We start from the raw sequence: 15561 nt of genomic DNA, 5'->3' as shown, positions 1-15561 counted from the left end.
TGAATACAGAAATTAATGAAGCCTGCCGGAATTAATCCGACAGGCTTTCCCATTCTTCCATCTGAAGCAGAAGATTTTCTTCGATTTGTTCTTTCTCTCTGGCTAATTCCTGCAGTTTTGCAACATTAGTGCATACGTCGGGACGCGTCATTTCTTCATCAATTTCCATACTGCGTTTTTCCAGACGTTCGATCTCTGATTCACAGCGTTTCAGGGCATTTTCCTTTTTGCGCTGCGCGGCAAGCGCCTCTTTTTGGGACTGCCAGTCCTGTTTCAGGCTTGAAGCGGCAGAGGAGGAGGGATTGCCTTCCCTGCTTCCTCCGGCAGCCGGAGGAAACGCTCCGTCTGTTTCCGGAACAGAGAGAGTATTTTCCGCCTTCTTTTCCAGATAATAATCATAATTGCCAAGATATCCGGTAAAAGAACCGTTTTCCAGCTCCAGAATCCGGGATGCGGTGCGGTTGATAAAATAGCGGTCATGGGAAACATAGAGGACAGTGCCGCTGTAGCTGTTGATGGCATCCTCCAGGATTTCCTTGCTCATGATATCAAGATGGTTGGTAGGCTCGTCCAGGATAAGGAAATTGGCTTCTGAAAGCATCAGCTTTGCCAGGGAAACACGTCCCCGTTCCCCGCCGGAGAGCATTTTTATCTGTTTGAATACATCATCACCGGTAAAGAGGAAGGCAGCGAGTACATTTCGGATTTCCGTATTCGTGAGAGTCGGATATTCGTCCGATATTTCTTCAAATAAGGTCTTGTCCGGGTGAAGCACATGATGCTCCTGATCATAATAACCGATATGTACCTTGGAACCCAGCTTGATTTCACCGGCATCCTGTTCCACAAGGCCGTTAATGATCTTTAAAATAGTGGTTTTCCCGGTACCGTTATCACCGATGATTGCCACATGTTCACCGCGCTTTAAGGCAAAGGAAAGATTGTCGAACAGTTTTTCAGATCCGAAGGCTTTTGCCAGGCCTTCCACCTGCATGACATCATTGCCGCTCATAATACGCGGAGTGAGTTCCATTCGCATATCCGCCCTGGTTTCCGTGGGCTTTTCCAGTACGTCTATTTTCTGCAGCATTTTTTCCCGGCTTTCGGCCCGCCGGATGGATTTTTCCCGGTTAAAGGAACGTAATTTTTCTATAACCGCTTCCTGATGCTTTATTTCCTGCTGCTGATTCATATAGGCGTTCCATCTGGCGGCACGCAGCTGTTCTTTTTTAACCGCATAGTCGGAATAGTTACCGGAGAAGACAGATACCTCCGTGCCGTCTATTTCAATGATCTTAGAGGCTATTTTATCCAGAAAATACCGGTCATGGGAAACGATGAGCACAGCCCCCTTATAATTCAGCAGATAGTTTTCCAGCCAGGCGATGGAAGACATGTCCAGATGGTTGGTAGGCTCATCCAGTATTATCAGATCGGGTTTGCGAAGCAGAAGCTTTCCCAGGGCGACACGGGTTTTCTGTCCTCCGGAAAGAGTGGAGGCCTGTTTGGAAAATTCTTCCTCGGTAAATCCCAGTCCTTTTAATACTCCGGTGATTTCACTTTTATAGCTGTAGCCGTCCGCCTGCTCAAACTGATGGGTATAAAGCGCGTATTGTTCCATGAGGGCGGTGAGGGCATCGCCCTCCACATGCTTCATTTCCAGTTCACAGCTGCGGATTTTTTCTTCCAGTAGGATGACGTCCTTTTTTACTTCCAGCAGTTCATCATATATCGTATTCTCACCGTCCGTCTCCGCATTCTGGGCGAGATAACCATAGGAAGTGTCCTTCCCGAAAACAACCTGCCCGCTGTCAGCCTCCAACTCGCCGACAATAATGCGGAGAAGGGTGGTCTTTCCAGCGCCGTTAATTCCTACAATAGCAGCTTTCTCGTGATCTTCTATATGAAAGGAGCAGTTTTTGAAAACCTGCTTTTCATGAAATGCCTTATTTATATTCTGACAGGATAGTATCATCGAAACACCTCTTTAACTTATTATTCTCGTCTGAACATTTACAAGTTTACCGTTGAAATAACACACTGTCAAGTAAAGGGTGCAGATAAAAATACCGGGTGAGAGCCGCCGTGTCCCCAGCCCCTGCCGTCCGCCCGTGCGTGCCGTGGTCCTGCAAGGATTCCTGTACGGGGCGTCATAAGCGCGCCGGTCCTTAGGCTGCGTCTTTTGCAGCCTTAGTACCGCTGCGTGCTTATCCGAGCGAAAGCGTCCCCAGTAAGGAACCTTGCAGGACCACGGCACGCACGGGCGGACGGCGGGGCTGGGGACACGGCGGCTCTCACCCGGTTTTTTTATCTGCACCCTCAAGTGAACTAATTCATTGACATTTTTTTAACATACGTCTATAATAAAACAGGTAAACGATTTGATTTTATTATTGGAGGCGTAAAGTATTGGATAAAGAAATTTCTCAGGCAGTAATAGCACGTCTTCCCAGATATTTCAGGTACCTTGGTGAATTGAAGGACAGCGGTGTGGAGCGTATTTCCTCTCAGGAGCTGAGCAGGCTCATGCACGTGACCGCATCCCAGATACGTCAGGACTTTAATAATTTCGGCGGCTTCGGACAGCAGGGCTATGGCTATAATGTGGAGTATCTGTACTCGGAAATCGGCAAGATACTCGGACTGGATAAAAAACATCACTTGATAATTATCGGAGCGGGCAACCTGGGACAGGCTCTGGCAAATTATATGAATTTTGAACGCAGGGGATTTATTTTTACAGGAATCTTTGATATTAATGAAAAGCTTCATGGTAAAATGATCCGGGGGATGAAGGTTCGTCCGATGGAGGAAATGCAGGAATTTGTCAAGGACAATAATATCGATATTGCCGTTCTTACCATACCTAAGGAAAGTGCGGTGGCTACTGCGGAAAAGCTGGTAGGTATGGGAATCAAGGCTATATGGAATTTTGCCCATGTGGATTTGGACGTGCCGGACAGTGTTCAGGTGGAAAATGTACATCTGTCGGACAGCCTGATTAAGCTGTCTTACATGATTAACCAGTATGAAAAAGAACATGATATAGATGAGGAAGAATAAAGGCTGTAAAATGCGTCAGAGTATTTCACTCCTGACGCATTTTTGCGCGAAAGGAAATGCGGCGCCTGAAAACGGTGTTACTTGTAAAGGTTTTCAGGAACTGTCCAGCAGGAAAGGAAGCGAAAATGGAATATCTGGTGACAGCTGCGGAAATGAAAAGATGCGACGGGAATACAATAAAGCATTTTGGCATGTCTTCCATGGTATTGATGGAACGGGCGGCTCTGGCCTGCGTACAGGAACTGAAGGAGAGGGACAGACAGCTGCAGGAGGCACTACGTCCTTTCGGTCCGGTGCATCCGGGCAGAAGGACGCTGGTGGTTTCGGGAACAGGAAATAATGGGGGAGATGGACTGGCTGTCGGAAGGCTTCTGTATCAGGCCGGTTTTTCTGTGGATTACTGTCTGATTGGAAATGAGGAAGAAATGCATCTCACGGAGGAGACCTCAGCACAGCAGGCAATCCTGGAACGTTACGGGCAACGGGTCATGCGCAAACTTCCGGAAAAGGAATATGATATAATCATAGACGCTCTTTTCGGAATCGGGCTTACCAGACCGGTGGAAGGGAAATTTGCGGATGCGGTGGATTTTATTAACCGACAGGACGCTTATGTCCTTTCCGTAGATATCCCGTCCGGTATAAACAGTGACACAGGGGCGGTTATGGGCTGTGCGGTGCAGGCGGATATAACGGTGACTTTTGCATACAGGAAGCTGGGACTTGTTTTTTATCCGGGCGCACGGTATGCAGGGAAAGTGGTATGCGCAGATATCGGGATTACGGGGGAGAGCTTTCTGGGGGATTATCCCCGGGTATTTACCCTGCCGAAAGGAGAATCTGCCTTGCTGCCGCCGAGGCCGGAGGACGGAAATAAAGGTGCCTTCGGAAAGGTGGCTCTGCTTGCAGGCAGCCGGGGAATGGCCGGGGCCTGTCAGCTTTCTGCGTCGGCAGTATTACATACAGGGGCAGGGATGGTACGGGTGGTAACGGACGAAGGCAATCGGGTTATTTTGCAGACTGCATTGCCGGAGGCTATGATAACCGCCTATGAACAATGGTCGGAAGCCTTTGAAAAAGAGCTTCTGCATGTTTTTTCCTGGGCGGATATAACAGCCGTCGGCCCCGGACTTGGCCAAAGCAATATGGCGCTGAAGCTGCTGGAAATGGTGGTGGAACATTCAAGAGGGCCGATTGTGATGGATGCGGATGCCCTTAATATTCTGGCCGGACAGAAAGAGCTGCTGGAAAAGCTTATGGAAATGCAGCAGGATCCCGAAAGGCGGAGGGAGCTGATTCTGACCCCGCATCCCGGGGAATTCGGCCGGCTGGCGGGGAAAAAGATCCCTGAAATACAGAAAGACGCCATACCCCTGACCCGGGAATGGGCGGAAAAACTGCAGGCTGCCATGATCTGCAAGGGAGCCAGAACTCTTGTGGGAAGCCCGGACGGGAAGCTTTATCTGAACATGACCGGCAACAGCGGTATGGCGACGGCAGGCAGCGGTGATGTACTGACGGGAATACTGGCAGGATTGCTGGCTCAGGGAATGGATGCTTTTTCGGCGGCATGCACCGGTGTTTATCTGCATGGCTGTGCCGGGGACTGTGCGGCACATAAGAAAAGCGAGTATGGTGTGACGGCGGGTGCGCTGATAGACGAACTGGATCATCTCATGCCGAAGAGGAGTGAATGAGATACAGCAGAAGAATTTGCTGTTTCGCGGTTTATAGGGATGCAGAATAATATGCAGAGGGAGCTGAATTATGAAAAACTATGACAGGGTATGGGCAACTGTAGATTTGGATGCAGTGAAGTATAATATGGTACAAATGAAAAATAATATCAGGGAAGATTCCAAGATTATGGCTGTAGTGAAAACGGATGGCTATGGCCACGGCGCGGTTCCTATTGCCCATGAAATCGAGGATATGCCTTTCCTTCACGGTTTTGCCGTTGCTACCGTGGAAGAGGCCCTGATTCTTAAGGGAAGCGGAATACGCAAGCCGGTGCTGGTGCTTGGCTACACTTTTCCATATTGCTACGAGAAGATGGCCCGGGAAGAAATCCGGCCCACAGTATTCCGGGAGGATATGCTGGAAGAAATGGGAAAGGCAGGCCAGGCATGCGGCAGGCCTGTCAAAATACATATAAAAGTGGATACCGGCATGAGCCGCATCGGAATCCGTCCGGATGAAAGCGGCCTTGCTTTTGTAAAAAAATGTGCGGAAACTCCCGGAGTGGAAATTGAGGGGATATTCACCCATTTTGCTAAAGCGGATGAAAAAGATAAAACTTCGGCAAAAAAACAGCTGGAAAGTTTTCTTGCCTTTACAGGGCAGATTCATGATCAGCTGGGAATCCGCATTCCGGTACGGCACTGTTCCAACAGCGCGGGAATTGTGGAATTAAAGGAAGCAAATCTGGATGCTGTCAGGGCGGGAATCACACTGTACGGACTGTGGCCCTCCGATGAGGTGAAAAGGGATATTATTTTCCTTCAGCCGGTTCTGTCCCTGAAAAGCCGTATCGTATACATAAAAAAGCTGGAGGCCGGCATGGAAGTCAGCTATGGGGGAACGTTTGTCGCCAAAGAGACCATGCAGGTAGCCACCATACCGGTGGGGTATGGGGATGGTTATCCCAGAAGCCTTTCCAATAAAGGCTATGTGCTGATTCATGGCAAAAAGGCGCCGATCCTAGGCAGGGTATGTATGGATCAGTTTATGGTCGATGTATCCCTGATACCGGAAGCCGTGCAGGGTGATGAGGTAACGCTTATCGGCCGGGACGGGGATGAAAGCATAACCATGGAAGAACTGGGAGAGCTTTCCGGCCGTTTTAATTATGAGCTGGCCTGCTGTCTGAACAAGAGAGTACCCAGAATTTATACGAGGGACGGTAAAGTCGTATATAGTAAGGATTCCTTCCGGGATTTCCGCTGAAAATCACTTAACCTGAATACCTTCCGAAAAAAGGGCAATAATATTGCAAGGCAGTGAATTGCAGATGCTGCCATAAGGAAAGAAGAAGGAGTGTCAGGAAAATGAGACGCGGAGATATTTATTACGCAGATTTAAGGCCGGTGATTGGTTCGGAGCAGGGTGGGATCAGGCCGGTATTGATTATACAGAACGATGTGGGAAACAAACACAGCCCTACTGTGATTTGCGCGGCAATCACTTCAAAAATGAATAAAGCGAAGCTTCCGACCCATATAGAACTGCGTGCGGGACAGTATGATATTGTAAAGGATTCTGTCATCCTGCTGGAACAGCTGAGGACAATTGATAAGCAGAGGCTGAAGGACAGAGTCTGTCATTTGGATGAACCCACCATGGCCAGAGTAAACCAGGCATTGAAGGTCAGTCTGGAATTAAATACATAAGCTAAGCGTGGTTTCTTGACGTTTTTTTACCGAGATGATATATTAAGGAGAGTAAGGCGGTGTACGCACGTCAGTGTGTGCACCGCCTTGAAAAAGGAGTTGATAGAATGGACGATGGTGGGCCTACTGCCAGTATACCTTTATTTTTGGCGCTTTTGCTCATAGAAGCCTTATGCTATGGCTTTGGCGCTGCAATTCATGGACTGAATGAAAAAGAAGTAGAAAGAAAAGCGATTGAGGAGGGGGATAAGAAATCCCTTCTTTTAAGCAGGATTCTGGAAAATCCGAACCGGTATGTAAATACGGTCCAGCTTGTGGTTACGTTTCTGAATCTTTGTATGGGCGGCGTATATCTGCGGGTTTGGAGCGTGCATATACGCAGGATGCTTCAGCAGCTTGCGGGCAGGGAGGGCGGCCTTTCGCCTTTTGCCGGAGGGCTTATCACAGTGGCATCCCTCATCCTCACGATGATTCTTCTGCTTTACATATTGCTGGTATTGGGGATACTCATACCTAAAAAGATGGCTGCCCGGTCACCGGAAAAATGGGCCTACTGTATGGTCAGGCCGGTTTCCGCAGTCATATCGCTTTTTATTCCCCTCACAGGGCTTTTTGCCGTAACGGCCCATGGAATCCTGAAGTTGTTTGGCATGCATCCGGACGAGGACAGCATGGATGTAACGGAAGAAGAGATCATATCCATGGTAAATGAGGGGCATGAGCAGGGTGTGATCCAGGCCAGTGAAGCGGAGATGATAACCAATATTTTTGAGTTCGGGGATAAACGTGCGGAGGATATCATGACCAACCGTACGAATATCGTGGCGATTGACTGTGAGAGTACCTTCCGCGATGCGGTGGAATTCATGCTTAACGGCCGCAACAGCAGATATCCTGTATATGAAGAGAATATCGATCATATTATCGGCATTCTTCATATGAAGGATGCTCTGCGCAGACAGGCGCAAACCGATCCGGAAATGAAAATAAGGGACATTCCCGGGCTTTTGCGTGAAGCCAGGTTCATACCGGAAACCCGGAAGGTGGATGCGCTTTTCAAGACCATGCAGTCCACCAAATGCCAGATGGTTATCGTACTGGACGAATATGGACAGACCGCAGGCATGATAGCGATGGAAGATATACTGGAAGAAATTGTAGGCAATATTCTGGATGAATATGACGTGGATGAGTCCTATATCCGCGAAAAGTGCAAGGACGAATATATTATCGAAGGCAAAACGCCTCTGGATGATTTGGAGGAACTTTTGGACATTTCCTTTGATGAGAGCGAATTCGAGACATTGAACGGATTTATTATAGCCAAAATGGAACACATTCCGGAACCGGATGAAAAATTTGATATCCGTTTAGGTGGTTATGAATTCCGGGTACTTTCCGTAGAGAATAAGATGATTAAGACTGTTCTGGTCAAAAAACTTCCGGAAGAAGAATCTTTTGACGAAAACGGCAGGTCTGTATCCGGCAGTGAAGATGAGATGTATTCTTCCGGCCAGGAAACGGCCGGCTGAAAAGCAGCATGTGGTAAAGTTAATGGAACCAAGCAGATAAAAGGAGAAAGAAAAGATGTCAGGACATTCAAAATTTGCTAATATTAAACACAAAAAAGAGAGAAATGATGCGGCTAAGGGAAAGATTTTCACCATTCTCGGCAGGGAAATTGCAGTTGCCGTAAAGGAAGGCGGACCGGATCCGAGCAATAATTTCAAGCTTGCCCAGGTAATCGCAAAGGCGAAGGCCAACAATATGCCCAATGATACCATTGACCGCGGCATTAAAAAGGCCGCCGGGGATATGGGAAATGTGAATTACGAATATGTAACCTATGAAGGCTACGGCCCCAATGGTATCGCGATTATCGTTGACGCTCTTACGGATAATAAAAACCGTACCGCCGCCAATGTGAGAAGCGCGTTTACCAAAGGAAACGGAAGCATAGGAACTCCGGGCTGTGTATCCTTCATGTTTGACAAAAGAGGACAGATTATTATTGACAAAGAAGAATGCGATATGGAAGCTGATGACCTGATGATGACTGCGCTGGATGCCGGGGCAGAAGATTTTTCGGAAGAGGAGGACAGCTTTGAAATCCTGACGGCGTCCGATGATCTGGAGACTGTGCAGAAAGCGCTGGAGGAAGCGGGAATCGCAATGGCAAGTGCAGAGGTGACCATGATTCCCCAGAATTATGTGGAGCTTACTGATGAAACAGCAATTAAGAATCTGAACCGTACGCTGGATTTGCTGGATGATGACGATGACGTACAGGCAGTATATCATAACTGGGATGAATAATTCCCCAAGGGAGCGGCAAATGAAAAAACCTTATACCAAAGAAACAATATGCATCCAGTCCGGCTGGAAGCCGGGTAATGGAGAACCTCGTGTTCTGCCTATTTATCAGAGCACCACTTACAAATATGAAACCTCCGAGCAGATGGGGCGTCTGTTTGATCTGGAAGAAGAAGGCTATTTCTACACAAGGCTTCAGAATCCCACCAACGACTGTGTCGCCCAGAAGATCTGTGAACTGGAGGGCGGGGTGGCTGCCATGCTCACCTCATCCGGACAGGCGGCTAACTATTATGCCGTATTTAATATCTGTGAGGCGGGGGATCATATTGTCCTTTCTTCGACTGTGTATGGAGGAACCTTTAACCTCATCGCAGTGACCATGAAAAAAATGGGCATTTCCTGTACCATAGTGGATCCGGATTCAGATTACGATACTCTGTGCGAAGCGTTTCAGGATAATACCAAATGTGTTCTGGCGGAAACGATAGCCAATCCGGCCCTGGTGGTGCTGGATATCGAAAAATTTGCGAAGGCGGCCCATGCTCATCAGGTGCCCCTCATTGTGGACAATACCTTTGCCACCCCTATTAACTGCAATCCTTTTCAGTGGGGAGCAGACATTGTCACGCACTCCACTACGAAGTATATGGACGGCCATGCCATGTGTGTGGGAGGTGCTATCGTGGATTCCGGTAATTTTGACTGGAGCCTGTATCCCGATAAATACCCCGGATTATGTCAGCCGGATGATTCCTATCATGGCGTAGTATACACGGAAAGATTCGGTAAAAAAGCTTATATCACCAAGGCTACGGCACAGCTGATGAGGGATCTGGGTTCCATCCAATCTCCCCAGAATGCATTTTTGCTGAACGTGGGACTGGAAACCCTTCATTTAAGGATGCCCCGGCATTGTGAGAACGCTTTGAAAGTTGCGACCTATCTGGAAAATCATGATAAGGTTGCGTGGGTAAATTATCCCGGCTTAAAGAGCAGTAAATATTATGAACTGGCACAGAGAATCATGCCTAATGGTACCTGCGGGGTCATTTCCTTTGGTTTAAAGGGCGGAAGGAATGCCGCGGAGGTGATGATGGATAAGCTGGAGCTTGCCGCCATCGTGACTCATGTGGCGGATGCAAGGACCTGTGTGCTTCATCCGGCAAGCCATACCCACAGACAGATGAATGATGAACAGCTCAGGGAAGCGGGTGTGAACCCGGATCTCATTCGTTTTTCCGTGGGAATTGAAAATGCGGATGATATCATAGCGGATTTGGAACAGGCGCTGGCTGCTATCTGAAGGCCGGATATATGGGGGTATGATGAGGTATAGCAGATACAGAGTTAATTATATATTGTGGGCGGTATACGGCCTTGTTATCTGTATATATTTTACCGTACAGACTTCGCTTGTCTGCTCCATGCTGGGCCTTGGCTGGATGTTCTATTTCCTCGGCACGGCAGGCTGTGCGTTTCTGCTCATTCTTCTGGTATATCTGCCCATACGTACGCTGGCCGGGATGAAAAACCGGGAAAAACAATGTATGCCGCGCTCTCCGCGCCGTTCTTATGTTCAGGAAGGGGCACGGCATGCCCAGCTTTGGGAATGCCTGTTTCTTATCTTTGCGATAGCGGCAGCACTGGCTCTCAGGCTCTGGATGGCATCGGCAGGCGGAGCGGAGCTGTTTGGTGACAAATCTCTTTATGAAATCGCGGCTACTGCTGCCGGCGGACATAATGGTTTGGAAGGAATCAATTTCCGGGCTGTTTTTCTGTATCTGCTTACCGGATTGTTTTCCCGGCTGGGAGTATGGGAAAATACCTGTATTCTTCTTCAGATCGGACTCCAGATAGCTGCTATTGCAGTCTTATATCCCGCGATACGCATGATCGCAGGCAGAATTGTGGCAGTTGCCGCAGTTACGGCCGCCGCATTGCTTCCTGTTTATGTGGAATATTGTCTGGCGGCGACTCCTGAAAGCCTGCGGATGCTTTTTTTTGCCCTCGCCCTGCTGTTAATAGGGCTGCTGCTTCGTAAATTGAGAAAAAGCGGTAAAAAATCGGCTTCTTCCGGGCTTTTTGTTTTTCTGACAGGAATTGCGGCAGGATTTTTATCTTTTATGGATTATTTTTTCCTGAGCCTGTTTTTTCTGGGATTTCTGGGTATCCTGTATCTGGAACGCAGGTCATCACGCAGAGGAACGGCGGTGCGGGAAGCGGCAGTATTTTTGGCGGCGGGCGCATGCGGCTTTGGAGCGGCAATGGGTCTTCAGCTCTTTTTGTTCGGCGGAGAGGCCGGAACGCTTCTGCAGGACTGGTTTTCAAGAAACATGGTTTCCCAGTACATAGGATGGGGAAGCTTTGCGAATCAGGAAGAGCTGTTTTATTTCCTGCCGCTGCTGTTTTTTGCTTTCTTTTACGTGTTTGGTTTTTTTGAACAAAAGGGAAACCTGGGAATTATCTGGATCATACCTTTTGTCTTTCTTCTGGTGAGTGATCTGCTGTTTGGGACCTCGATGGAAAAACAGACAATAACCCTCCTTTTCTGGGGGGTATTTGCAGGAATGGGAGTTCATAGTATGTGCTGTTTTAATGAAGAAAAAAAGAAAAAACAAAAAGTAAATGCTGCAGACATGATACCGCAGGAGCATGTGCGGCAGGAGGAAGCTGCTGAAACAGTGCCGATGCCTGTGCCTCAGCCGGGAGAACCGATCCCAAATCCTCTTCCCGGCCCCAAAAAACATGTTCCCAGAGAAATGGATTATGCCTTCGAACCGGATGAGCAGGAGATGTGTTTTGATATAGAAAATCTGGATGAGAAGGATGATTTCGATCTGCTTTAAATACGGCAGCAACAGGATAAAATATCCGGCAGGAAGCAATTCCTGCCGCTTTTTTGCCTTCAGCCGGCGCATGGCGGCATCATTTTTCAGAATAAAATCTGTTCCCTTTGCAGACAATATCAAAAAACATGCGGACAGTATTTCTCCATAAATAAACAGCTGGATGGCCTGAAACAGGCAGAATCCATTGTTTCCGCAGGACAGGAGCAGATATTATGAGCAGCAAAAAAGCAGAAGAAGAAAAGCAGAGAGATGAGAGAATCGAGCAGACAGGCCAGCTTACCCTGGAAAAGCACGGTGAAGATGAAAAAGCCATTCATATGATAACCATTATCGGTGAGATTGAAGGCCATGACAATTTGGGAAGTTCCTCAAAAACGACCAAATATGAGCATATCCTTCCCCAGCTGGCAGCCATTGAGGACAGCAGCCAGATAGAGGGCCTGCTGGTACTTCTGAATACCATGGGCGGTGATGTGGAAGCGGGGCTTGCGATCGCTGAAATGATTGCATCCCTGAGCAAGCCCACCGTATCCCTGGTTCTGGGAGGCGGCCATTCCATCGGCGTGCCGATTGCAGTAAGCGCGGATTATTCTTTTATCGTTCCGTCAGGAACCATGGTGATACATCCGGTGCGTATGAACGGTACGGTTATCGGGGCTCCGCAGACCTTCGATTATTTTAAGCAGATACAGGACAGGATAACCGGCTTTGTATGTTCCCACTGTGATATCACAAGAGAGCGGATGGAAGAGCTGATGATGGAAACCGGAGTGCTCACCAAGGATCTGGGAACGATTCTGGTAGGGGAAGAAGCTGTGAAAACAGGCATAATCAATGAGGTGGGAGGTATTAAGGAAGCAATCGCCAAACTCCACGAACTGGCGGAGGGCTGAAATATTTAAGGATGACAAGGGAACTATTTCGTGGTATACTAATTTAGATTTAGTCTGTAGTTTTACAGATTTTGGAGGCGGTTTAAAATGGCATCAACTTCAGGAAGCAGGTCAGGCGCAGGTAAAAAGAATACTTCATCTTCTTCCAGAACGAGAAGCAGTTCCAATAATAAGAGCAAAACCAGTAAGACAAATTCAAAGAGCAGAAGTCAGCAGACAATACGAACAGAAGAAGAAAGCGCAATCACCAATGAGATTATTCTGATTGGTGTATTTGCGTTAAGTATTCTGCTCTTTTTATGTAATTTTGGTATTATCGGTCCCGTCGGCAACGCCGTCAGCCATGTGATGTTCGGTATTTTCGGCATGATGGCTTATGTGGTCCCCGTTCTTATTTTTCTCGGTATTGCTTTTGGAATTTCCAATAAGGGGAATATGTTCGCTGCATTTAAAATTGCGGCGGCTGTTCTTTTGATACTTTTAATCGGTGTGGTTCTGGAGCTTATTGGCGGACAGGTTCCCTCCATGGAAAAATATTCCGTGGAGCTTTTGTATACCGTAAGCGCGGATTCCAAGGCGGGCGGCGGTGTTCTGGCCGGGTCTCTCGCTTATCTGCTCAATCATTTCATGGGAATGGTGGGCGCGGTGCTCCTTGTTATTGTGCTGGCAATCATTTGCCTGGTAGTTATAACGGAAAAATCCTTTGTAAGCGGAGTCAAGGTCGGCGGGCGCAAGGTTTACGAATCAGCCCGGGAAGAAACGAGAGTCCGGAAGGAAAGGGCACAGAAAAGGAAAGAAGAGCTGGAAGCCAGAAGGGAAGAGGAATACCGGCTCAGAGAAGAAGAAAAAGCCAGGAAAGACGCGGAAAAAATCCTTCGGATGGACAAGAGGGTTTCCGGTGTCATGATAGATACCACACTGGCAGGACAGAGCGGCGGCCAGGCGGAAGAATTGCCGGCGCGTACGAGAAATGATATTCATGAGATTACAGTAGAGGATTTGGCTGCGGAAAAGAAGGAAGCTGTCAAAGTGGCTCCCAAGGCAGACAATATCATCGATTTTGACCGGATACAGATACATACGGCTTCACAGATGACTCTGGAGGAAAATGATAAATTCGGAGAAGGTATGCCGGCGGAAACAGCGCCGGATCCGGATCCTCTCGCGCAGACCTATCGGAATTCTGATGTGTTCAGCGATATGAAGGAGGTTTCACCCATACATATAACCGTCAAGCCTGCGGGTGAGGCGCGCAGTACGATTTTTGACGCGCCGTTGCCTGACAAAGAAGAACCTTCCGGCGGGGAATTGTATGATCAGGTTCCGGAGCAGGAAATCCTTCCCTGGGAAGAACCGGATTCCGGGGAACCTCTTCTGCAGGAAGCCATGGCGCCTGCCGCCGGTATGGAACGGCCCAAAGCAAGTCTGCCGGAAGGAAGAGATCGTTTTGCAGGGGGGAAAGCTCCGGGTGCGTATGATACCGGTAAGCCTGCAGGGCAGGCGGAAATGGATGAAATGCGCAAGGAAGGCGCCGCCGCAGTTACTCATACGGAGGCTCCTAAAAAGGAAAGGCCCTATCATTTCCCTCCCCTCAGCCTTCTTCAAAAACCGGGAAGCAAAAATACGGGAGACGGTGTAAAGGAATTAAAAAATACGGCGGCTAAGCTGCAGCAGACACTAGCTACCTTTGGCGTAAAGGTGATGATTACGGATATCAGCCAGGGTCCTTCGGTCACCCGGTATGAGCTGCAGCCGGAACAGGGTGTAAAGGTGAGCAAGATATTAGGACTCGCAGATGATATCAAGCTGAATCTTGCCGCTATGGATATTCGTATTGAAGCCCCTATTCCCGGGAAAGCAGCAATCGGCATTGAAGTTCCCAACAAGGAAAACACCATGGTAGCCCTCAGGGAGCTGATGGAGAGCAAGGAGTTCCGTGATTTCCCTTCCAAGCTGTCTTTTGCAGTGGGCAAGGATATCGGAGGAAAGGTAGTGGTATCGGATATTGCCAAAATGCCCCATATGCTGATAGCCGGTTCTACCGGTTCCGGTAAATCTGTATGTATCAATACCCTGATTATGAGTATTTTATATAAAGCCAGGCCCGATGAGGTAAAGCTGATCCTGGTTGACCCGAAGGTGGTGGAGCTGAGTGTTTATAACGGTATTCCCCATCTGCTGATTCCGGTGGTTACGGATCCCAAGCAGGCGTCGGCCGCTCTGCACTGGGGTGTGGCCGAAATGACGGATCGCTATCAGAAGTTTGCGGATCACAACGTCAGAGATTTGAAGGGCTACAATAAAAAGGTGGAAGAACAGAGGGCGAAAGGGGATCCGACGGCGCCTGACAAGCTTCCGCAGATCGTTATTATTGTGGACGAGCTGGCTGATTTGATGATGGTTTCCCCTGGAGAGGTGGAGGAATCCATCTGCCGTCTGGCACAGCTTGCAAGAGCTGCCGGAATCCATCTGATCATAGCAACGCAGCGTCCGTCGGTGGATGTTATTACAGGCCTGATTAAGGCCAATATGCCGAGCCGTGTGGCGTTTGCCGTATCCAGCGGCGTGGATTCCAGGACCATATTGGATATGAACGGTGCTGAAAAGCTTTTGGGAAAGGGTGATATGCTCTTTTATCCCCAGGGTTATTCCAAACCCGCAAGAATACAGGGAGCTTTTGTTTCGGACGGGGAAGTCTCCGATGTGGTTGATTTCCTGAAAAACCAGGTTATCGGGAATGTCTATGATGATCAGATCGTGGAGAAGGTGAAAACCATGGAATCCGCAGGCGGAGGCGTCGGCGGTGTTTCCGGAGGAGGCGGACCGGAAAGGGATGCCTACTTTGAAGAAGCCGGGAAGTTTATTATCGACAAGGACAAGGCTTCTATCGGGATGCTGCAGAGAGTTTTTAAAATCGGGTTTAACCGTGCGGCGCGCATCATGGACCAGCTGGCGGAAGCCGGTGTGGTAGGAGAAGAGGAAGGCACCAAGCCCAGAAAAGTATTGATGAGTCCGGAGCAGTTTGAACAATACATAGAGGAATCTCTTTAA

At 48.5% G+C, this 15561-nt stretch carries 11 protein-coding genes; 10 read left to right on the top strand and 1 reads right to left on the bottom strand.

Annotated elements, in window-relative coordinates:
- Window positions 1–31: 31 nt before the first annotated feature.
- Window positions 32–1975: a ribosomal protection-like ABC-F family protein gene (gene abc-f, locus BLA28_RS27585; RefSeq protein ID WP_069159482.1), complete on the bottom strand. Its 1944-nt coding sequence runs from the start codon at window positions 1973–1975 to the stop codon at window positions 32–34.
- Between the two features lie 434 nt (window positions 1976–2409).
- Here abc-f and BLA28_RS27580 point away from each other — a divergent pair, with 434 nt between their 5' ends.
- From BLA28_RS27580 to BLA28_RS27535, 10 genes are all read left to right on the top strand, one after another.
- Window positions 2410–3063 (top strand): redox-sensing transcriptional repressor Rex, encoded by a 654-nt coding sequence (locus tag BLA28_RS27580; protein ID WP_069159481.1) that lies wholly within the window; start codon window positions 2410–2412, stop codon window positions 3061–3063.
- 125 nt (window positions 3064–3188) lie between these two features.
- The gene (locus BLA28_RS27575) at window positions 3189–4760 is read left to right on the top strand and encodes an NAD(P)H-hydrate dehydratase (protein WP_069159490.1); all 1572 of its coding nucleotides are present in this window, start codon (window positions 3189–3191) and stop codon (window positions 4758–4760) included.
- Window positions 4761–4830: 70 nt separating this feature from the next.
- Window positions 4831–6009 (top strand): alanine racemase, encoded by a 1179-nt coding sequence (gene alr, locus BLA28_RS27570; protein ID WP_069159480.1) that lies wholly within the window; start codon window positions 4831–4833, stop codon window positions 6007–6009.
- A 101-nt stretch (window positions 6010–6110) separates the two neighbouring features.
- Window positions 6111–6452, top strand: a complete 342-nt coding sequence (locus BLA28_RS27565) for a type II toxin-antitoxin system PemK/MazF family toxin (protein WP_009252835.1) — start codon at window positions 6111–6113, stop codon at window positions 6450–6452.
- A 107-nt stretch (window positions 6453–6559) separates the two neighbouring features.
- Complete coding sequence (locus BLA28_RS27560) at window positions 6560–7984, top strand: hemolysin family protein (protein WP_069159479.1); 1425 nt, start codon at window positions 6560–6562, stop codon at window positions 7982–7984.
- Between the two features lie 55 nt (window positions 7985–8039).
- Window positions 8040–8768 carry a YebC/PmpR family DNA-binding transcriptional regulator gene (locus tag BLA28_RS27555; protein WP_069159478.1) on the top strand — a complete coding sequence of 243 codons (729 nt, stop codon included), beginning with the start codon at window positions 8040–8042 and terminating at the stop codon, window positions 8766–8768.
- Window positions 8769–8787: 19 nt separating this feature from the next.
- On the top strand, window positions 8788–10071 hold the full coding sequence (locus BLA28_RS27550; RefSeq protein ID WP_009252832.1) for an O-acetylhomoserine aminocarboxypropyltransferase/cysteine synthase family protein: 1284 nt from the start codon (window positions 8788–8790) through the stop codon (window positions 10069–10071).
- A 19-nt stretch (window positions 10072–10090) separates the two neighbouring features.
- Entirely contained in the window at window positions 10091–11614 is a 1524-nt protein-coding gene (locus BLA28_RS27545; protein WP_069159477.1) for a hypothetical protein, read from the top strand.
- A gap of 215 nt (window positions 11615–11829) precedes the next feature.
- Window positions 11830–12510: a ClpP family protease gene (locus BLA28_RS27540; protein ID WP_009252830.1), complete on the top strand. Its 681-nt coding sequence runs from the start codon at window positions 11830–11832 to the stop codon at window positions 12508–12510.
- Window positions 12511–12597: 87 nt separating this feature from the next.
- Window positions 12598–15561, top strand: coding sequence for an FtsK/SpoIIIE family DNA translocase (locus tag BLA28_RS27535; protein WP_071699666.1), 2964 nt, complete (start codon window positions 12598–12600; stop codon window positions 15559–15561).

This window comes from Eisenbergiella tayi (assembly GCF_001881565.1).
Classification (GTDB): Bacteria; Bacillota; Clostridia; order Lachnospirales; family Lachnospiraceae; genus Eisenbergiella; species Eisenbergiella tayi.
This window is presented reverse-complemented; position numbering and strand designations above follow the sequence as displayed.